Origin of the sequence: Kordiimonas lacus (assembly GCF_001550055.1) — a bacterium.
GTDB lineage: Bacteria > Pseudomonadota > Alphaproteobacteria > Sphingomonadales > Kordiimonadaceae > Kordiimonas > Kordiimonas lacus.
Genome location: NZ_LRUA01000007.1, coordinates 207,478 through 226,738, shown reverse-complemented (window position 1 = coordinate 226,738; position 19,261 = coordinate 207,478). Strand labels below are relative to the sequence as shown.

Sequence of the window (19,261 nt, the reverse complement as noted above, 5' to 3'; positions counted from 1 at the left end):
CTTGTTAACAGTCTGACAGCTTGCGCCTTCCCAAACGCGTACAGAACAAGCTAGGCTGCTTTTGCCGTCCGGCAAGGGCGAAACGTTACGGAAACCTTGGGGGAGGCTGCGTGCCTTATGAAAACTGTCATCCTTCAGTCGCATACAGAAAATGCCCTGACGCCTTGGTTGCGTGGGTGCCTGTCATCGGTTGAGGCCTGGGCCGCGCGGGTGGGCGCCGATTACTGTTTTCTGGGGGACGAATTATTCAGCCATATCCCCCGGTGGGTGCAGGAGAAAGTCTCGCCGCAAACGGTGATCGCCACAGACCTGGCGCGCCTGCGCCTGATGCAGCATGCCTTACGCGACGGCTATGACCGGGTAGTATGGCTGGACGCCGATATGCTGATATTCGCGCCTGAACGGTTTCAGCTGCCAGATGGCACTCACGCCGTGGGGCGCGAGGCGTGGGTGCAGCAAACACATGGCAGCCTGAAGGCCTACAAGAAGGTGCATAACGCCTTTCTGATGACGACAACGGACGATACCTTCCTGCCGTTTTATGCGGACGCGGCTGAACGCATGCTGACGCGCGCCCAACCCCCATTGGTGCCCCAGTTTATTGGCCCGAAGCTTCTGACGGCGCTTCATAACATGACGGAACTTTGTGTGGAGGAACGGGCGGGCATGCTCAGCCCTCTGGCGCTTCGGGCCGTGCTGAACGGTGGCGGGAAGGCCTATGAGATGACGCTTGAGGGCCACAAGGTGCCGCCCGCGGCCTTCAACCTGTCTGCCAGTTATTGCGGCCGGGCAAGCGACGGTGTGTGCAATACAGATGCAGACTATGCAGCTGTTATCGAAAAGCTGATGGCGTCCTAGGGGCGGTTACTCCGCGCGCTGGTCTATGCGTTTGCGGAATTCGTCTGCGCTTTCTTTCCGTTCGGAGTAGCGGTCGACCATATAGTCCTTATTGCCGCGGGTCAGCAGCGTGAATTTCACCAGCTCCTCCATCACATCCACAATGCGGTTATAGAAGGAAGAGGGCTTCATGCGGTCTTCATCGTCAAACTCGAGCCAGGCTTTCGGGACAGACGACTGGTTGGGAATGGTGATCATGCGCATCCAGCGGCCAATGACCCGCATCTGATTGACAGCATTGAAAGACTGGGACCCGCCACATACCTGCATCAGGGCCAATGTCTTGCCCTGGGTGGGCCGCACCCCCTGAAGCGCGAGAGGGATCCAGTCTATCTGAGCCTTCATGATACCAGTCATGGAGCCATGGCGTTCCGGGCTGCACCACACCATGCCTTCAGCCCAGGTCGCCAACTCGCGCAGTTCCAGCACCTTCGGGTGTGTGTCCTCCGCCGCATCCGGCAAGGGCAGGCCTGATGGGTCGAATATTTTTGTTTCACATCCGAAATGGTTAAGAATTCTGGCAGCTTCCATCACCGCGAGCCGACTGAAAGATCGTGACCGCAAAGATCCGTACAGCAGGAGGATGCGGGGTTTCTTGTTCTTATCTTCGAAGTGGAACAGCTGTTCGTCGTCAATCGGCTGCCAGCAATCCTGGTCGATATTCGGGGTGGTGTTGCCTGTCATGGGGGTACTTCCTTACTCGGCGGGTCTGTTTGGCCTTGCGGACAAGGAAAATGGCGCCAGCGGAGCGCCATTTTCAAACTCTATCATTGGCGAGGGCAGCCTAGTCTTCCTTGGCCTCAAGCATCACCTCAACAGCTTTTTCCAGCTGTTTGTCGACGCCTTTGGCAACGTCCTCAGGCAGGTTTTTCACTTTATGGTCAGGCTCGAGCTGCTGGTTCTCCAGATAATTGCCTTCCATGTCACGCTGGCCCACCTGTGGGATGCCGAACACGATATCGCCAGAATGCAGCACTTCCCACCAGACGGCGGTCATGGTGCCAGGCACCGGCATGCCGACAGTGTCGCCGATCTCCAGTGCCTTGTAGGTGTAAGGGAAGGCGTGGGCATCTGAATAGTTGCCTTCGCCCATCACCACGATGGATGGCTTGTACCACTGGTCAAGCGGGTCGCCTTCAAACTCTCGGCCCCGCACTTCCATCTTCAGGTACTGTTCGCCCGATAGCAGCTTGGCCAGGTCGTTATGCAGCCAGCCGCCACCGTTCCAGCGGGTGTCCACCACCACGCTATCCTTGTCGAAGTTGCGGCCCATCAGGTCTGAATAAACCTCGCGGTAGCTGGCGTCATTCATGCCGCGCACATGCACATAGCCAACCTTGCCATCCGACAGGCTTTCTACAAGCGCCCGGCTCTTTTTCACCCAGCGCTCATACATCAGCTGACTTTCCGCGCCGCCGCTGATCGGCTTGATTACTTCGTCAAAGCGGGTGCCGTCTGCCTTCTCGAAGGTTACACGCGTGCGGTCGCCGGCCTTGTGGTTGAGTAGGGCATAGAGGTTTACACCGTCCCCAAGTTCCGTGCCGTCAACGGCCACCAGCTTCATGCCGGCTTCCACGTCGCTTTTCGCCTTGTCGAACGGGCCTTTTTCAAGCACCTCTTCAACCAGAAGCGGGCCTTCTGGGGCTGAAAGGTCAAACAGCAGACCCAGGGACGCGGTATCATCGCCGCCATTACCGCCGATATAGTAGGCGCCGGTGTGGGACGCGTTCAGCTCACCCAGCATTTCTTCCATCATCCGGGCGAAATCGCGGTTGTTGCCAATGTTTTCAAGCTTGGCGCTATATTCCAGCTTCATGTCGGCCCAGTCCACACCGTGCAGGTCTGCGGTATAGAATTTGTCCTTCACCTGGCGCCAGATATGCTCGAAGAAATAGTCGCGCTCGGCTTTGCCGTCCAGCTCCATGCTGGCGGAAAGGCTGACGCCTTTCTTGGCCGCACCACCGCCGTTCAGCTCGAACTTCATGATCTGGCCGCCTGCCAGGACGAACAGGGTTTTCTCGTCCTTGGACAGTTCGATGGTCGCATTGTCGGCGTTCAGCTTGGACAGAAGCTTGGTCTCATGCTCGCGCAGGTCCTGCATCCACAGATCATAGCCGCCTTCGAACTGGGACAGGTAATAAAGCTTGTCCGCGTCCTTGGTCAGCACCGCGTCAGCAAGGTTGGAGGAATGCACGGTCAGGCGCACAGTGCGGTCCTGCATGCCGCCCCATTCAATTTCAACCGGCTTGGTGTCGTCCTTCTTTTCTTCTTTTTTGTCGGCGTCTTTATCGCTGGCCTTTTCACCTTCAGCCTTGTCACCTTCGGCCGCTTCGGCCTCTTTGGCCTTTTTCTCTTCTTCCTCTTTCTTCTTCTTGGCGTCTTCCTCCAGCTCTTTCATCAACTGGTATTCTTCCTTCGACAGGCGGAAGCGGTCATAGGCGTCCTGGTTGAGGAAGCTTGCCATCACGTCAAACTCGCGGCCCCAGCTGCCGTGGTCGCGCTGGCCGTAGCGGCTTGAGAACCACAGAACCGCTTCGCCGCCGGCGTGCCATTTGGGCCCGCCGTCCTGATAGCCCGACAGGCTGATATCCACAGGGGCTTTAGTGCCGTCCGCCGGCACGATCGCCACATTGGTGATGAAGATGCGCTTGCGGGCGATAAAGTCGATCGTCAGCCACTTGCTGTCCGGCGACCAGTCAAAGGTGATATCACCGTCGGCGTAGGAATAGTTATGCTCCGGCCCGAGAACCTGAACAGCTTCACCAGATTCGATATCCAGTACCTTCAGGATATCGCGGCCAGACAGGAAGGCCACTCTCTTGCCGTCCGGCGAATATTTCGGCTGGAAGGCTTCATTATCGGCATCGAACAGGACTTTTTCGTCGATCAGGGTGCTGGCGAAGAAATATTTCTCGTCTTCATTGCGGATTTTGGCTTCCACCAGTTTCCATTTGCCGTCGCGTTCAGCAGCATACACCAGGCGGTCACCATCCGGGTGGAAATCGACGCTGCGTTCCTGGGTTGGGGTGCTGGTGATGCGTTTGGTTGTCTTGAATTCGGTGGAGGTGACGAATACCTCGCCGCGCGCGACGAAGGCAATCTCCTTGCCGTTCGGCGAAACAGTGAATTCACTGCCAGCGCGGGAGACGGACATGGTCTCTGTGTCTACGCCGTGGCCGTCCACATTGATGTTGATGTCCAGCGCCTTGGGCTTGCCCCTTTCGCCGCTGGTATACACCGTGCCGTGGTGCAGGAAGGCCAGTGTGCCATCCTTGGCGCGGGTCAGCTCCCGCACCGGGTGTTTGGTGAATTTGGTAATCTGGTTCTGCTCGCCGCTCTTGAGGTCGCGCTTCCACACGTTGAAGGTGCTGTCGGCTTCTTCACTTGTGTAAAAGATCGCGTCGCCCTTGCCCCATAGAGGGTTATGGTCGCCGCCCACAAAGCTGGTCAGCTGTGTGTGCGTGCCTGCCTCACTGTCATACATCCAGATATCGCGGGCGAAGGCGCTGACGTCATGCTTTCTCAGGTCGCTTTCAAGCGCCTTCTCCTCACGGTACAGCAGCTTGCTGCCGTCCTTGTTCCACTGGGCTTCAAAGGCGGGTGTTGTCAGCTCCATCTTTGGTGTGCCGCCAGAGGTGGGCACGCTATAGAGTTCCGACAGGGCGCGGCGCGGGAAGCCGCTGCTGGCTGCACTGTCAGTGCGGGTGGAGCTGAAGGTTACGGCCTTGCCGTCTGGCGTGAAATCATGCGGGATGTCGTTGGCGCTGTGGAAGGTCAGGCGTTTGGCTTCGCCGCCTTCTGCCGGCATGACATAAATATCAAGGTTGCCGTTCCGGTCGCTGGCGAAGGCGATCTGCTTGCCGTCGCGGGACCATACTGGGTGGCCGTCCCAGGCTGCGTTAACGGTCAATGGTACAGCCGTGCCGCCCTTCGAGGACACGCTGTAGATATCGCCCTTATAGGCCACCAGAACCGTGTCTCCATCTGGTGAGATGGCGGCATCCGTGAACCAGTCGCTGTTGGGTGCCGCGGTGGCGGAAAGGCTGGTGCCGGCAAGAAGGCCCAGCACAAGTGCTGTCGTGTGTTTTTTGAACATGTGTTTCCCCCTTATGAAACGCGTTTGTTTTTATGGGGAGAAACTGTAGCGAAAAATGCCTGCGCGTCTAGTCTCAGCTGAAACTATTGGCCTAGAAAAGGCATAAAAAAGCCGCCCAAAGTTGAGCGGCTTTTCAGTATTATATCTTTGGTTTAATTGGCCGCAGCGTAGGCTTCCACCTGGGACCACACACGCATCAGGTTGCCGCCCAGGATCTTCTGGATGTCAGCTTCGGAATAGCCGCGCTTCAGAAGTCCTTCAATCAGGTTCGGGTAGGAGGCAACGTCCTTGAGGCCGGTCGGCAGGCTATCGCCCACGCCGTCATAATCCGATCCGATGCCCACAGCGTCCACACCCGCCAGCTTGACCACGTGATCGATATGATTCAGCACATCTTCAAGGCTTGCGTAGGGGTAGGCGTTTTCGGCCCGGTACTGTTCGGTGAACTGGTCCTTGAGGTCCGTCGAATCTTCAAGTTCTTCGTCGGCCAGATATTCTAGATAGGCCTCGTCGCGCCCGGCGTTATAGACGTTGGCTTCTGCCGTCAGGAAGGCGGAGCCATAGTTGATCATGATCACGCCGCCTTTGGCTGCAAGCGCCTTGATCATCTCGTCCGACATGTTGCGTTCAAACCCAGGCGTGAAATGCCGTGCCGAGCTGTGGCTGGCAATAGGCGGGACGGCTGCGATTTCCATCACGTCACGGAAGGCGTCATCCGACACGTGGCTGATGTCCACCATGATGCCCAGCTCATTCATGCGCTTTACAGCCTGCTTGCCGAAGTCCGACAGGCCGTTCCATTTGCGCTCTGTGTCGTAGGACGAATCCGAGATATGGTTGGCCTTGGAATGCGCCAGCGTGATGTAGCGGATGCCGCGCTCGTAGAAATAATCCAGGTTGGCCAGGTCGCCCGAGATAGGTGAGCCGTTTTCCATACCCAGCGGCAGCGCGATGACGCCGTCTTTCATGGCCTGCTCCACGTCCGCAACCGTCTTGGCGATACGGAATTTGGTTGGGGCGGTTGCCACCATGCGCTCAACAAGGCCGATCATCTCCTCGGCATGTTCCTTGGCGCGTGGGGTGCCGTCATAGCTGGCCGGCGTGTAGATGGACATGAAGGGTGCGTTGAGGCCCCCTTTGACCGCGCGGAGATAATCGAAATCACCGCCCTCAGTGGCCTTGGAGACATCTTCCCAGCCAGCGTCAAGGCGGTAGGGCACATCAATATGCGTATCGACAATCAGGGATTGCTGGGCGATGCGGTTGGCATCTGCGCTATAATCTTTCTGGTCTTCGACATTTTCGGAACAGGCGGCAATGGCCAGCATGGATGCGGCTGCGAATAAGGCTCTCACGTGTTAGCTCCCGACTTTTTATCTTTTTGTAAAATGAATTGCTTACGTGGCTAGCGCAGATTCATGGCGGCGGCAAGGCCGCCATGCGAAAATGATGTGGTATCGGGGTTTTAGCCGATGATCGCGCTTGCCACCTGATAGGTGATGAAGGACGCGATATAAGCCAGGGCAAACAAGTACCCAAGCATGAAGAGCGGCCATTTCCAGCCTGCGGTTTCGCGGCGCGTGACGGCAATGGTGGACAGGCACTGTGGTGCAAAGATGAACCAGGCCATGAAGGAAAAGGCTGTTGGCAGACTCCAGTTGGCGGCAATCGCCGCGCGGACGCCCGCTTCGACCATTTCTTCGCTGCCGCCGATGGAATAAACGGTGCCAAGCGCTGAAATCGCAACCTCGCGCGCGGCCATGCCGGGCACGAGCGCGGCTGAGATTTCCCAGTTGAAGCCGATGGGCGCAAAAATTACCTCAAGCCAGCCGCCAATGATGCCGACAAGGCTGTAGCTGACGGGTGAGGCCGCACCTTCTGGTGCCGCAGGAAAGCTCGCCAGGAACCACAGCAAAATGGTGACGCTGAGGATGATCGTACCAGCCCGGCGCAGGAAGAGACGCGCACGCTCATAAAGGCCGGTCAGGACGTAAGCAAGGCGAGGTGTCTGGTATTTGGGCAGCTCCAGCATGAAGGTGTGGGCTTTGCCCTTGGCGACAGTCCGTTTCAGCACCGCTGCAACAATCAGGGCCGCAATGATGCCAGCCAGGTAGAGTGTGAACATGACCACGCCCTGCAGGCCAACCCAATTACCGAACAATGTTGTATTCGGGATAACGGCGCCGATCAGCACAGTATATACCGGAATACGCGCCGAACATGTCATCAGGGGCGCGATCAGGATGGTGGTCAGCCGGTCTTTTGGGTCGGCAATGGTGCGCGCCGCCATGATGCCTGGAATGGCACAGGCGAAGGATGACAAGAGCGGGATGAAGGCCCGGCCGTTCAGGCCCACCGCCGCCATCAGCCGGTCCATCAGGAAGGCGGCACGCGCCATATAGCCCGTGCTTTCCAGCACCAGGATAAAGGCGAATAGAATCAGGATCTGCGGCAGGAACACGATAACCGCCCCCACACCTGCAAGGATGCCGTCCGACAGGAAACTGAGCAGCCAGCCTTCCGGCAGAAGGTCATTCACGCCCGTCTGCAGGTAGGCGATGCCATCTTCAATCCAGGTCATCGGCGCTTCGGCCCATGAGAAAACGGCCTGGAACATCAGGAATAATATGGCCAGCAGAATGACGGGGCCTGCAACAGGGTGCAGCAGCACATTGTCCAGCACCCGGGTGGTCTTGTGGCCGATGCCTTCGCTCAGGGTCACATCCTTGGCAATCTTCCGGGCTGCACGCTGATAGTCGCGTACACTGGCGCCGAAATAAAGCGTGCTGGGCGCACCCATCTGAAGCGCTTCGATGGTTTTTTCCTTGAGGTCCTGCAGGCCTTTCTTGCGTACGGCCACAGTTTCAACCACAGGCACACCCAGCTTGTGGGCCAGGGCGCTTGCGTCAATGTTGATCCGTTCCCGCGCGGCAAGGTCTGTCATATTGAGTGCGATCACCATCGGCACGCCAAGCGCCCGAAGTTCGATCACGAACCGAAGGTGCTGCGCCAGATTGGTGGCGTCGACCACGCACAGGATGGCGTCCGGGCGGCGCTCGGCCTTGAAAGTGCCCTTCAGAACATCAGTGGTAACAGCTTCATCCGGGCTGCGGGGCGTCATGGAATAGGTGCCGGGCAGGTCGACAAGTTCGATATGATCGTTGCCAAGCAAGGGTCCCGTGCGGCGTTCGACAGTCGCGCCGGGATAGTTGGCCACTTTCTGCCTCAGTCCCGTTAGGGCATTGAACAGGGCAGATTTGCCGCAATTGGGGTTGCCGACAACTGCGACAAGCGATGGGCTACTCATACAAGCTGGACCTTGACAATATTGGCTTCACGGCGGCGCAGGGCCACGGTCATGCGACCGATCCGGACAGCAATGGGGTCACGGCCGATCAGGCTTTGATGCAGGACCTCCACCTCGAGATCTTCCGCAAAACCCATCTCGCGCAGGCGGTCTGCTGTGTCGGGGTCAATGTCAGGAATATCGGTGGTGTCGAAGGCGATGACATGGCCGAACATGCCGGGCTTCATTGTCCCAAGCGCCACGAGCGCGTCTGCCGCACCGGTCGCTTCGCCTTCAATTTTCTGTTCCTGATTCATGGGCCACGCGCACCTTGAAATTGTTAAAAATGAGAATGGTTCTTAATATTGGTTGGCTCTTAGCATGGAAGTCAAGCACGAACAAGCAGGAACGAAACTCTTGGGGCTGGCAATTTGCCGCAGTATGATGAGCGGAAAGGGAGATTTTATGCAGGCAGGCTATCCTTCAAGCTGGTACGCCCAATCCGTGGGCGCCCACGACGACTATTCAGCGCTTTCCGGCAGCCAACAGGCGGACGTGTGTATCATTGGCGGTGGCTTCACCGGCCTGTCGGCGGCCTGTACCCTCATGGAGGCCGGCAAGAGTGTGATCCTTCTTGAGGCGCATCAGGTGGGCTGGGGCGCTTCAGGGCGCAATGGCGGGCAGATGATCCGCGGGTTTGTAGGCCAGGAAAAGCTGGCCAGGCGGTTTGGCGAAGAAGGCGCCAAGGCCGTGGATGCCATGATGTGGGCGGGGCATGACCTGATCCGTCGCCGCATCGATGATTATGGCATCAACTGTGATCTGACACCGGGCTGGCTTGAGGTGGCGTCCACGCCCCGGCAGTTGGCCTCGCTCTATCATCACTATAATGAGATGGAGACCAAATTCCCGGACCGGGGCTGGCATTTCATGGGGGTTGATGAACTCAGGGCTACCATGGGGGGTGACCAGTTCCTGGGTGGGCTCTTGAGTATGTCGGACGGGCATTTGCACCCTCTGAAGCTGTGTGTCGGGCTGGCGCGCGGCGCGGCCTCAAAAGGCGCCAGCATTCATGAACACAGCCCGGTTACGGGGATTGAGCCGGGGCCCCGTGTGCGCGTCATGACAGCAGACGGTGACGTAACGGCCGATCACCTGCTGTTGGCCGCCAATGTGCATCACCAGTTGCCGATCCGGGAGCTGACGGGCACCTCGAGCGCTGCCGCAAGCTATATGATGGCCACTGAACCGCTGGATAGCGCCCTTCTGGATGAGCTGAACCCCAAGCGCTATGCCATCTGCGACACCAAGAAGGTTTGCGACTATTTCCGTATGTCGTCAGATGGGCGTGTGCTTTTTGGCGGGCGGGTGAATTATTCGGGGCGCAAGCCGAAATCCGTGCAGGCCAAATTGCTGCCGCGTCTCCTTAAAATCTGGCCACAGCTTGAGGGCGTTAAGATCACCCACGAATGGGGCGGAAGATTGGGCGTGCCTTACGGGCAGGTGCCGCTGATTGGCCGGGTGGGCGACAATATCTGGTTTGGGGCAGGCTATACTGGCCACGGCGTGAATATGGGGAATCTGGCGGGGGATATGCTGGGGCAGGCGATCGCGGGAACCAGCACCCAGCATTTTGATCTGTTCGCGAAAATGCCCAAACGGCGGGTGCCGTTCGGGCATTTGTCCTGTGCCCGCTGGCTGGGCCAGCAGGCGGTCTCGTTGGCCGTCTTCTATTATTGGCTGAAAGACAGGCTCTAGGTATCAGCCCAGCATGGCGCGGAGCATCCAGCCCGCTTTCTCATGGACCGTCAGGCGGTCTGTCAGCAGGCCTGCAGTTACTTCATCACCCGCGTCGGCGGCTTTGCCGATAAGGGGACGGATGCGGTCAGCCACAATCTGGTTGGCGTCAACAAGGGCGCGCACCATATCTTCGGCCTGTGCATTTTCATCGCCTTCGCTGATGGTGCCAAGTTCCATATAGGCAGACATGCGGCCGGGTGCTTTCTCGCCCAGTGTCCGGATGCGTTCTGCGATCTCGTCAATCGCGGCGGCCAGTTCCGTATACTGGGTTTCGGTCAGCGTATGCACCGCCTGGAACAGAGGGCCGGTCACGTTCCAGTGGACGTTCTGTGTCAGCACATAAAGTTGCACCGTTTCAGCCAAAACCGGCTTCAGGGCTACGGCCATCTTCTGTTGGTCAGTCTGTGCAAAGCTAGTCATAAAATCCTCCGTTGCTTTGATGGATTATATATAGCGCAGCAGTGCTACAGTGTGAAATTGATTAAATGTGACATTTTAATCGATTTTATCGATTATTTTGGTCCTGCTTTTTCATGTTGCCACAGGCGCCAGCTGTAGAAGATGACATAAAAGGTTATGGGTAGGATTGTGCCCAGTAACAGGGCTGCCAGATAAGGCCCGGGGACAAAGAAGGATCCCAGGAAAATCAAGCCTCCTGCCACTATGAAAAGTTTGGCTGCGCGCCGGTGCGTTTTCCGCCATACTGTGTCGCTTGATAGCGTCCAAGGATTGCGTACGCCAATGAAGAAATTCGACTTCAGCTTGCTCATATAGTTTCCCATGACTGCGATCAGTACACCGACGGCCGCAATAACGCTATTGGGGCCAATGGGGTCGTACCCGAAAGCACCTGCAACGATGGCCGACTGGGCGACTGTCATCACGCCCACGGTGCCTAATATTATGGCATGGATGGCTTTCCGGGACTTGGTGATATTGTCCTTCCGTGGCTCCAGCAGGGGCAAGGCAGCGAAAATCAGCATGATAAGAACCTGGATGCCAGGCAACAGGAAGAAGGCAAAGGCGGGCTCTGCCCAATTGTCGACTTCGCCGTATATGTTCCAGTGCACGGGCACCTGGGTTTCGGGCTCTGTTAAAAGAAAGGCGATCACGCCGGAGGACAGGGTCAAGGCAACCAGCGCCCATGCGAATTTGAATTTCACCAACGTCATTTGATGCTCCCTTTTTTGTCTTTTCCGAAAACCTCGGCCACCAGCGCCAGCATCTCCTCCACCACACTCGTATTCAGGCTGTATGTGATGGTGGTTCCGCTACGCTCGGTCGTTACGAGATCCGCCGCCTTGAGAACATTGAAATGCCCCGAAAGTGTCGACTTTCCGACCTCAAGCTGGTCAGAAATCTCGCCCGCTGTCATGTCTCGGGCTTTCAGCATTGTCAGGATTTGTCGCCTGACTGGCGACGACAATGCGTGAAATACATCTGCCATGCTAGGTCCTTATTTCTGTATTTCGCTAAATACCGAAATAAGGACTGACAAAGAAAAAGTCAAGTGTCTGCCTTAGACCAATTTCAGTAGGATCGCGCCAAAGGCAATCAGCGGCACAGCAAGCCAGCGGCGTCGGCTGATAGGCTCCTTCAGCCACCAGGCACCGATCAACAGTGCGAACAGGATGCTGGTTTCGCGGATTGCTGCGACTTCACCAAGTGAGCCAATACTGTAGGCATAAAGTGCAATCGCGTAACCGCCCTGCGCGATGATGCCGGCAGTCATACTGGTGCGCCAGCCCTTTCCGGCTGCCTTCAAAATCTGAGGCCCATGGTGGAGGACAGAATATGTCAGGAATATGGGTGCGAAGGCGAGTGATGACCAGATGATGTAAGTCAGCGGCTCGGGTGCGACACGCACGGCCAGGCCGTCTACAATAGTGTAGCTGGCGATCATCGCGCCAGTCAGTAGGGCGAAAAAGAAGCCGTTTTCACGGGCAGTGCCGCCTGTGGTCGCCTTGCCCGTTGAGGTGCTGATGAAAATGCCAATGGCAAGGATTATCACCGCGCCCACCTCAATGAGTGACATTTCCCCTTCCAGGAACAGATAGCTGAAGATGGCCACCAGCGTTGGTCCCATGCCGCGGGCAATGGGGTAAATGAAGGTCAACGCGCCCATCTCCAGCGCCTTTGTGAGCGCCAGTTGGTATATCAGGTGAATGCTGAAGGAAGCCAAAAGCCAGGGCCACAGGTCAGGTGGCGGCAACGGCGCCAGTGGTACAAGGGGCAGGAACAGAAGCCCAGTGAACCCAGAGATGCCCACCATCGCAGCCTTCTTGTCTTCAGCGCGCTTCAGGACTGCGTTCCAGACCGCATGCATACAGGCCGATACCAGGATAAGGATCGTGGCCAGTGTGTTGTCTGTGAGTGTGCTGTCCGGAAGAGTAATAGTGCGATTACCTCAGTTTGCTACAGGCATCCTGGATGCGGCTGCAGGCTTCCTTGAGGGCTTCGTTTGACGTGGCGTAGGATACGCGAAAATGGGGGCTGAGGCCGAAGGCCGCACCGTGCACCGCTGCGATGCCGTAGTCCTCAAGGATATAGGTGACGAAGTCTTCGTCTGTCTCCAGTCGTTTGCCGGATGGTGTGGTCTTGCCTATGCAGCCCGCGACACTTGGGTAGACATAAAAGGCGCCTTCGGGCGTCGGGCAACTGATGCCTTCTGCCGCGTTCAGCATGCTCACCACAAAGTCGCGCCGTTCCTGGAACTTGGCGGCACGGATTGGCAGCAGGCCCTGATCGCCCGTGAGTGCTGCCACAGTGGCCGCCTGGCTGATGGAACAGGGGTTTGATGTGCTCTGGCTTTGTACCTTGGCCATGGCCTTGATCAGCTTCGCGTCGCCGCCTGCAAAACCGATGCGCCAGCCGGTCATGGCATAGGCCTTGGCCACGCCGTTCATGGTCAGCGTGCGGTGGGCGATCGCGGGCACTGCCTGCGCCATGGTTTTGAAGTTGAAACCGTCATAGACGATGTGCTCATAGATATCGTCCGCGAACACCCAGACATGCTCATGGCGTTCGAGGACTGCCCCGAGCGCCTTAATCTCAGCTTCCGTATAGGCTGCACCGGATGGGTTCGATGGCGAATTGAAAATCAGCCATTTCGTTTTTGGTGTGATGGCGGCCTCAAGTATTTCGGGCGTCATCTTGAAATTGGTGTCGATCGAGGTGTGTGCAAACACGGGCGTGCCGCCCGCAAGCTGCACGATATCAGGATAGCTGACCCAATAAGGCGTGGGTATGACCACCTCATCGCCCGGATTCAGCGTTGCCATCATGGCGTTATAGACCGTGTGCTTGCCGCCTGCGTTCACCGTGATCTGGTCCGGCGTGAACTGAAGGCCGTTCTCGCGCTTGAATTTCTCGATCACCGCAGCCTTGCATTCAGGCGTGCCGTCGACCGCCGTATATTTGGTCTGGCCGTCCCAGATGGCCTTGATCGCCGCTTCCTTGATATGGTCCGGCGTGTCGAAATCCGGCTCACCTGCACCCAGGCCAATCACGTCCTTGCCGGCGGCCTTCAACTCGCGAGCCTTGGTGGACACGGCGATGGTGGGGCTTGGGTTGATGCGGTCGAGCGTCTTGGACAGGAAGGTCATGGATATTCTCTGTGTGGCGGCTGCGTGACAGCAGCGGGAACGGTTCCTGCACACATTATGGTGAAGGGGTAGGGCCCGCAACGGTTAGTTGGTCTGGCAAACGAATTGTCGTCCGGTGCTCAAGAAATTGTTGGCGCAAGAGGGCTGGACGATACGTTTGAAAAGGCGCACCGTTCGTTGTCATCAAGTTATCCGCAGGAGCTGGTTCCGTGTCCATCTATGCCTACCTTTCCTTCGCAGGTGCGATGTTCTTCCTGGCGCTGTCGCCGGGCCCGGGGTTGGCCGCGATTGTGTCGCGTACGCTCAGCGCAGGGCAGGCGGCCGGTTTCCGTATGGTTGTTGGCGTGGTGCTGGTGGACTTCCTGTTTCTTGCGCTAGCAATGGCTGGCCTGTCAGCGGTTGCGACCTTGATGGGGCCTTTCTTCATGTTGGTGAAATATGCTGCGGCTGGATATCTGGTGTGGCTTGGCATCAAAGCCTGGCGTACCGCGGGCGCACTTGTCATGGCGGTGAAAGACGAGGCGGCATCGGGCCACAGGGATGTAATGCTGGGCGCGTTGGTCACCCTGGGTAACCCGAAGGCGATCATTTTCTATAGCGCGCTGTTGCCTACCTTCTTTGATGTCGCGCATATGGACCTGACGGCCTTTGTGATTTGCTGCCTGATCATTGCGCCTGTGATGTTTGCCGTATGCGGCGGCTATATTCTGGCGGCCAATCGGTCGCGCCTCTTGTTCCAGGACAGGGCGCGAAAGCGTCTGCTGGATCGTGGCATCGGGTCCGTGTTGATGGGCTCCGGCATTCTGGTGGCAACCCGCTAGAGGATTCTAGGCTGGTTAAAGCTTCCCTAAAGGTTTTGACAGATAATCCCTTTAGGGATATCACGCGGGCCAAGTCGGGATTAATGGTTATGCGAAAGAAGACATTGCGCCCTGTCAGGTCGGCGATCTTGGGGCTTGTATGCTGCCTTCTTATGGGCCTTGCGTCATCCAACATGGCTGGCGCGCAGCCAGACCGCGATGGGCTCGTTGTCGTCCGGCCGCTGATCGTGCCGGGCGATTCCAGATTTTCTTATTATGAGGACCTATTGCGTGCGGCAATGGACGCAACCGTGCCGAGCTATGGCGCATATGGTTGGGAGCCTTGGGCAGATGACGAATTCACCAAGCGCCTGGCAGAGATGTTAGAGCGCGCTACTTATGTGAATGTTGTCTATTCTGCCTGGGATCCCGTCCTTGGCAAGGTGGCCGAACCGGTTGTCCCCCATATTCGCAAGGGCGTGAACGGTTATCGGCTGCTCCTGATCCGCAAGGCTGACCGTGAGCGGTTCGCTGGTTTGCAGACGCGTGAGGATCTGGCAAAATTCATGGCCGGGCAGGGGCGGGGCTGGCCTGATGTAGAAATATACCGCGCAAGTGATATGCCTGTCCTTGCGATTGGCAAATTCAGCCAGCTTCTGCCGATGCTGCAGTCGGGCCGATTTGACTATTATCCCTTGGGGGTTACAGAGGCACCGAAGTTTCTGCGCGAATGCGGTGTGGCCTGTGATGACCTGATGATCGAGCCGACGCTTCTGATCCGCTATCCGTTCCCGATCCATTTCCATGTCTCTAAAGCTGAACCGCGGCTTCATGCGCGGCTCACGGCGGGAGTTGGGCTGCTTCTTAAGTCGGGAGAATTCGATGTGATCTGGAACAGGCATCACAAGCCTGAGCTTGAAGGCGTGACGCTGGCGGGACGGAAAGTGATTGCGCTTGAAAATCCAAATCTGCCGCCTGACACGCTTCTTGGCCGGTCGGAATTGTGGATTGACCTGGAAACCAACTGACTCTTGGTGAGTGGAGAGGCGGATAGCGCACCAGGCCTGGGATAAGGCCGGCCCAAGGCTGGCGCGCTATTGTCCTCAGAACGGGCAAACCATAGCGACATGATCTGGCCCAGCCGACCCGGACAAGGGTTTGGGGAGAGGAGATCGTCCGGGGCGAAGGTGGAAGGCGGCCAGGTGGTTTGGTAGGTCCCAGCCGCCCTCCGAGGGACAAGGTATGATCCTTGAAATTCCTTAGAAGCTTGCGCTGATGCCAGCAACAACACCCGCGCTGCCGATGCCGGATACGTTGGTGTCAACGTAGGACACGCTCAGCTCAAACTGCTCAAATGCATAAGATACGCCTAGGTTCCAGTCCCACTTGTCGTTGCCGAAGGCGCCGTCTTCATAAGCGACATGGCCGGCGAGGGAGAAGGGCGTTTCCCCAAGCGGCATGCTGCCGTCGAGGTAAAGATAGATGTTGTCGGTGCCGCCTACATTGTCCTGGTCCCAGACATAGGCTGCGCCCGCTGTCCAGCTGACAGTTTCCTGGATGGTGCCGCCAACGGAGCCATAAAGCTCGACATAATAGGTGTCGGATGAACCTGGGTAGGTATAGGCAAGCACACCAATGTCTGTGGAAAGGTCACCGATCTGGCTGGCGTAACCTGCGTAGATATCAAGCTCAAGCTCGGAGCCGGCATAACTCTCGATCGAGCTGCCCCAGGTGCCGATGTAGAAGCCGCTTTCGTGGCTCACGTCGAAGCCGCCCTGGAATGCCATATCTTTGTCAGACAACGACAGGCCACGGAAACGGTAGTCGGTCACGAGCGCCGCATTGGCGGAAAGCGAGAAGGCGGACGCGCTGTCTTGTGCGGAAGCGGCTGGGGCTACAGCCGCGCCAGCGAGCAGGGTGGCGCCAAGAAAAAGTGATTTTTTCACAGTCAAAAATGATTTAGTGGGCATGGTTTCCTCCGATAATAAATCTGTGTTTTTTGATCCATTCGAAGGCCTAAACAGCAAACTGTGTGCCAATTTGTAATATTCTTATAAAACAGCGGGAATCTGGGATATTTTCTGTTTCACCTGTAACGGAATGCGACATCAAATGATGAAAATATGTCCAATGATTAAAAAATAGACAGTTTGTGGTCACGAAATTGTGCAGCTCCGGGCTTGAAAACAAACCGTGAACAAGGCAGTCTGCCTCAAGTCGAGTCTTTGATATGCGGAGCCCACCATGATTCCTGACGGCGCCAATGTGCCTTTCGTTCCCCACAGGCCGGAACGCCCGGAGAAATCCGAGGCGGGCATTGCCTTCGAACTGGTGAGCGAATTTACGCCGTCAGGCGACCAGCCCACGGCTATCAAGGAGCTGGTTAGCGGTATCGCCGACAAGGAGCGCGACCAGGTGCTTCTGGGGGTTACGGGCTCTGGCAAGACCTACACCATGGCTAAAATCATTGAACAGACCCAGCGCCCGGCGCTGATTTTGGCGCCCAACAAGACGCTGGCGGCCCAGCTCTATGGCGAGTTCAAAAGCTTCTTCCCCAATAACGCGGTGGAATATTTCGTTTCCTACTATGATTATTACCAGCCGGAAGCCTATGTGCCGCGCACCGACACGTTCGTGGAGAAGGAAGCCACGATCAACGAACAGATCGACCGCATGCGCCACTCGGCCACGCGTGCTATTTTGGAGCGCGATGATGTGATCATCGTGGCGTCCGTCAGCTGCATATACGGTATTGGGTCTGTTGAGACCTACACGGCCATGACCTTCGCGCTGAAGGCGGGCACGGAAGTGGATCAGCGCGAATTGCTGCGCCGCCTTGTGGCCATGCAATATACCCGCAATGACGCCGCCTTCCAGCGCGGCACCTTCCGGGTACGCGGCGACGTGATCGACATCTTCCCAAGCCACTATGAAGACCGGGCCTGGCGCTTGATGATGTTCGGCGACGAGATCGAGGAAATCGTGGAGTTCGATCCGCTGACGGGTGAGAAGGTGCGCACGCTCGACATGGTGAAGGTCTATGCCAACAGCCACTATGTGACGCCGCGGCCAACGCTTGATCAGGCGATCAAGCATATCAAGGCGGAGTTGACGGAGCGGCTCAAGTGGTATGAAGACCGGGGCCGGATTCTTGAGAGCCAGCGGCTGGAGCAGCGCACCCGTTTTGACCTTGAGATGATGGAAGCCACCGGCGCCTGCGCGGGCATTGAAAACTATAGCCGGTATCTGACGGGCCGCCGCCCGGGCGATCCGCCTCCAACCCTGTTTGAATATATCCCCGAAAACGCGCTGTTGTTCGTGGACGAAAGCCACGTCAGCGTCAGCCAGATTGGCGGCATGAGCCGGGGCGACGCCAAGCGTAAATCCACGCTGGCGGACTATGGCTTCCGGCTGCCGTCCTGCATGGACAACCGCCCGCTGAAGTTCGAGGAATGGGACGCCATGCGCCCGCAGACGGTTTATGTGTCCGCCACCCCGGGCGACTGGGAGATGGAGCGCACGGGCGGCGTGTTCACCGAACAGGTCATTCGCCCCACGGGCCTGATCGACCCCGAGATTGACATCCGCCCGGTTGAAACCCAGGTGGATGACCTGATGCACGAGGCGCGCAGGCAGGCCGAAAAGGGTATGCGCGTGCTGGTCACCACGCTGACGAAGCGCATGGCCGAGGACCTGACGGAATATCTGCACGAGAATGGCGTGAAGGTGCGCTACATGCATTCGGACATCGACACACTGGAGCGGATCGAGATCATCCGCGATCTCAGGCTTGGCGCCTTTGACGTGCTGGTGGGAATTAACCTGCTGCGCGAGGGCCTGGATATCCCCGAATGTGGGCTTGTGGCCATATTGGATGCGGACAAGGAAGGTTTCCTCCGGTCAGAGCGATCGCTGGTGCAGACCATTGGGCGGGCGGCACGGAACGTGGAGGGCCGCGTGATCCTGTACGCTGACAAGATCACCCGTTCGATGAAGGCTGCGATTGACGAGACCGACCGCAGGCGCGCCAAACAGCTGGCCTATAACGAGGCACATGGCATCACCCCGCAGACGGTGAAGAAGAACATCGGTGATTCGATGGCTGACGTGTCGGCGGGCGATTATGTCACTGTGGATATCGGCGGCGACGCCCAGCATCTGGTGGGCTCGAACCTCAAGAAGCATCTGGAGGACCTCACAGCCAAAATGCGCACGGCTGCAGAGAATCTGGAGTTCGAGGAAGCTGCCAGATTGCGCGACGAAATCCGCAAGCTGGAGGCGGGCGAGCTGGGGATTTCAGATCCGCGCGTCAAGCCCAGGGGGCGCGCCACCGGCGGCCGCCCCGGCACGCGCACCAAAAAGGCCAAGTCCACACCGAAGCTTTACTAGGGGGCGCACGATGACACGCGATGAATTCGATGCTTACTGTAAGTCTCTAACAGCTACCACGAACGTGGTGCAGTGGGGTGGTTCAAGCGTCTGGAAGGTGGGAGGGAAAATCTTCACCATCTGCTCGCACTGGGGACCGGTGGACCGGGACTGCATCAGCTTCAAATGCACCGACCACAGCTATCAGGTACTGTGTGAACTGCCGGGCGTGGTGCCGGCGCCGTACCTCGCGCGCGCCAAATGGGTGCAGGTGCAATCGAATGAGACGCTCACAGACGATGATATCAAAAGCTATATTGAGGAAGCACACGCCATTATCGCCGCCAAGCTGACCAAAAAGCAGCAGCGGGATCTGGGGCTGCTGCCCGCCTGATTGGCAAATTTTGCT

Annotated in this window: 17 protein-coding genes; 6 read left to right on the top strand and 11 right to left on the bottom strand. The window is 57.6% G+C overall.

What is annotated here, in order from left to right; all coding sequences use genetic code 11:
- Positions 1-117: 117 nt before the first annotated feature.
- Positions 118-858, top strand: coding sequence for a hypothetical protein (locus KORLAC_RS14110; RefSeq protein ID WP_068307516.1), 741 nt, complete (start codon positions 118-120; stop codon positions 856-858).
- Positions 859-864: 6 nt separating this feature from the next.
- Here the strand turns inward: KORLAC_RS14110 and arsH are convergent, their stop codons facing one another.
- The 5 genes from arsH to KORLAC_RS14085 all read right to left on the bottom strand — a co-directional run bounded on the left by arsH (position 865) and on the right by KORLAC_RS14085 (position 8,596).
- Positions 865-1,581 (bottom strand): arsenical resistance protein ArsH, encoded by a 717-nt coding sequence (gene arsH, locus KORLAC_RS14105; protein WP_068307514.1) that lies wholly within the window; start codon positions 1,579-1,581, stop codon positions 865-867.
- A 100-nt stretch (positions 1,582-1,681) separates the two neighbouring features.
- Entirely contained in the window at positions 1,682-4,993 is a 3,312-nt protein-coding gene (locus tag KORLAC_RS14100) for a S41 family peptidase (RefSeq protein ID WP_068307512.1), read from the bottom strand.
- A 152-nt stretch (positions 4,994-5,145) separates the two neighbouring features.
- Positions 5,146-6,321 carry a dipeptidase gene (locus tag KORLAC_RS14095; protein WP_068307511.1) on the bottom strand — a complete coding sequence of 392 codons (1,176 nt, stop codon included), beginning with the start codon at positions 6,319-6,321 and terminating at the stop codon, positions 5,146-5,148.
- Between the two features lie 137 nt (positions 6,322-6,458).
- Complete coding sequence (feoB, locus tag KORLAC_RS14090; protein ID WP_068307509.1) at positions 6,459-8,300, bottom strand: ferrous iron transporter B; 1,842 nt, start codon at positions 8,298-8,300, stop codon at positions 6,459-6,461.
- Positions 8,297-8,596 carry a FeoA family protein gene (locus KORLAC_RS14085; protein WP_074519421.1) on the bottom strand — a complete coding sequence of 100 codons (300 nt, stop codon included), beginning with the start codon at positions 8,594-8,596 and terminating at the stop codon, positions 8,297-8,299. Before KORLAC_RS14085 ends, feoB begins: the two co-directional genes overlap by 4 nt.
- 148 nt (positions 8,597-8,744) lie before the next feature.
- On the opposite strand from KORLAC_RS14085, the gene KORLAC_RS14080 reads away from it, so the two are divergent.
- Positions 8,745-10,037, top strand: coding sequence for an NAD(P)/FAD-dependent oxidoreductase (locus KORLAC_RS14080; RefSeq protein ID WP_160328639.1), 1,293 nt, complete (start codon positions 8,745-8,747; stop codon positions 10,035-10,037).
- A gap of 3 nt (positions 10,038-10,040) precedes the next feature.
- Here the strand turns inward: KORLAC_RS14080 and KORLAC_RS14075 are convergent, their stop codons facing one another.
- From KORLAC_RS14075 to KORLAC_RS14055, 5 genes are all read right to left on the bottom strand, one after another.
- Entirely contained in the window at positions 10,041-10,499 is a 459-nt protein-coding gene (locus tag KORLAC_RS14075) for a Dps family protein (RefSeq protein ID WP_068307505.1), read from the bottom strand.
- Between the two features lie 92 nt (positions 10,500-10,591).
- Complete coding sequence (locus tag KORLAC_RS14070; protein WP_068307500.1) at positions 10,592-11,251, bottom strand: SdpI family protein; 660 nt, start codon at positions 11,249-11,251, stop codon at positions 10,592-10,594.
- On the bottom strand, positions 11,248-11,526 hold the full coding sequence (locus KORLAC_RS14065; protein ID WP_068307498.1) for an autorepressor SdpR family transcription factor: 279 nt from the start codon (positions 11,524-11,526) through the stop codon (positions 11,248-11,250). Before KORLAC_RS14065 ends, KORLAC_RS14070 begins: the two co-directional genes overlap by 4 nt.
- 72 nt (positions 11,527-11,598) lie before the next feature.
- Complete coding sequence (locus KORLAC_RS14060; protein WP_068307496.1) at positions 11,599-12,405, bottom strand: EamA family transporter; 807 nt, start codon at positions 12,403-12,405, stop codon at positions 11,599-11,601.
- Positions 12,406-12,481: 76 nt separating this feature from the next.
- The gene (locus KORLAC_RS14055; RefSeq protein WP_068307494.1) at positions 12,482-13,684 is read right to left on the bottom strand and encodes a pyridoxal phosphate-dependent aminotransferase; all 1,203 of its coding nucleotides are present in this window, start codon (positions 13,682-13,684) and stop codon (positions 12,482-12,484) included.
- A 209-nt stretch (positions 13,685-13,893) separates the two neighbouring features.
- Between KORLAC_RS14055 and KORLAC_RS14050 the strand changes: the two genes are divergently transcribed.
- Both KORLAC_RS14050 and KORLAC_RS14045 read left to right on the top strand, forming a co-directional pair.
- Positions 13,894-14,505, top strand: coding sequence for a LysE family translocator (locus KORLAC_RS14050; protein ID WP_068307492.1), 612 nt, complete (start codon positions 13,894-13,896; stop codon positions 14,503-14,505).
- Between the two features lie 89 nt (positions 14,506-14,594).
- Positions 14,595-15,512, top strand: a complete 918-nt coding sequence (locus KORLAC_RS14045) for a hypothetical protein (RefSeq protein WP_139167610.1) — start codon at positions 14,595-14,597, stop codon at positions 15,510-15,512.
- Between the two features lie 231 nt (positions 15,513-15,743).
- Here the strand turns inward: KORLAC_RS14045 and KORLAC_RS14040 are convergent, their stop codons facing one another.
- Positions 15,744-16,454, bottom strand: a complete 711-nt coding sequence (locus KORLAC_RS14040; protein ID WP_068307488.1) for a TorF family putative porin — start codon at positions 16,452-16,454, stop codon at positions 15,744-15,746.
- Between the two features lie 274 nt (positions 16,455-16,728).
- Here KORLAC_RS14040 and uvrB point away from each other — a divergent pair, with 274 nt between their 5' ends.
- Together uvrB and KORLAC_RS14030 are read left to right on the top strand one after the other, a co-directional pair.
- A complete protein-coding gene (gene uvrB / locus KORLAC_RS14035) occupies positions 16,729-18,873 on the top strand; it encodes an excinuclease ABC subunit UvrB (protein WP_068307485.1) in 2,145 nt (714 codons plus the stop codon).
- Positions 18,874-18,883: 10 nt separating this feature from the next.
- Complete coding sequence (locus KORLAC_RS14030; protein WP_068307483.1) at positions 18,884-19,246, top strand: MmcQ/YjbR family DNA-binding protein; 363 nt, start codon at positions 18,884-18,886, stop codon at positions 19,244-19,246.
- Positions 19,247-19,261: the final 15 nt, after the last annotated feature.

Coding starts and splice junctions, on each gene's coding strand:
- KORLAC_RS14110 (WP_068307516.1), top strand. CDS start 118: ATGAAAACTGTCATCCTTCAGTCGCATACAGAAAATGCCCTGACGCCT.
- arsH (WP_068307514.1), bottom strand. CDS start 1,581: ATGACAGGCAACACCACCCCGAATATCGACCAGGATTGCTGGCAGCCG.
- KORLAC_RS14100 (WP_068307512.1), bottom strand. CDS start 4,993: ATGTTCAAAAAACACACGACAGCACTTGTGCTGGGCCTTCTTGCCGGC.
- KORLAC_RS14095 (WP_068307511.1), bottom strand. CDS start 6,321: ATGCTGGCCATTGCCGCCTGTTCCGAAAATGTCGAAGACCAGAAAGAT.
- feoB (WP_068307509.1), bottom strand. CDS start 8,300: ATGAGTAGCCCATCGCTTGTCGCAGTTGTCGGCAACCCCAATTGCGGC.
- KORLAC_RS14085 (WP_074519421.1), bottom strand. CDS start 8,596: ATGAATCAGGAACAGAAAATTGAAGGCGAAGCGACCGGTGCGGCAGAC.
- KORLAC_RS14080 (WP_160328639.1), top strand. CDS start 8,745: ATGCAGGCAGGCTATCCTTCAAGCTGGTACGCCCAATCCGTGGGCGCC.
- KORLAC_RS14075 (WP_068307505.1), bottom strand. CDS start 10,499: ATGACTAGCTTTGCACAGACTGACCAACAGAAGATGGCCGTAGCCCTG.
- KORLAC_RS14070 (WP_068307500.1), bottom strand. CDS start 11,251: ATGACGTTGGTGAAATTCAAATTCGCATGGGCGCTGGTTGCCTTGACC.
- KORLAC_RS14065 (WP_068307498.1), bottom strand. CDS start 11,526: ATGGCAGATGTATTTCACGCATTGTCGTCGCCAGTCAGGCGACAAATC.
- KORLAC_RS14060 (WP_068307496.1), bottom strand. CDS start 12,405: ATGCATGCGGTCTGGAACGCAGTCCTGAAGCGCGCTGAAGACAAGAAG.
- KORLAC_RS14055 (WP_068307494.1), bottom strand. CDS start 13,684: ATGACCTTCCTGTCCAAGACGCTCGACCGCATCAACCCAAGCCCCACC.
- KORLAC_RS14045 (WP_139167610.1), top strand. CDS start 14,595: ATGCGAAAGAAGACATTGCGCCCTGTCAGGTCGGCGATCTTGGGGCTT.
- KORLAC_RS14040 (WP_068307488.1), bottom strand. CDS start 16,454: ATGCCCACTAAATCATTTTTGACTGTGAAAAAATCACTTTTTCTTGGC.
- uvrB (WP_068307485.1), top strand. CDS start 16,729: ATGATTCCTGACGGCGCCAATGTGCCTTTCGTTCCCCACAGGCCGGAA.
- KORLAC_RS14030 (WP_068307483.1), top strand. CDS start 18,884: ATGACACGCGATGAATTCGATGCTTACTGTAAGTCTCTAACAGCTACC.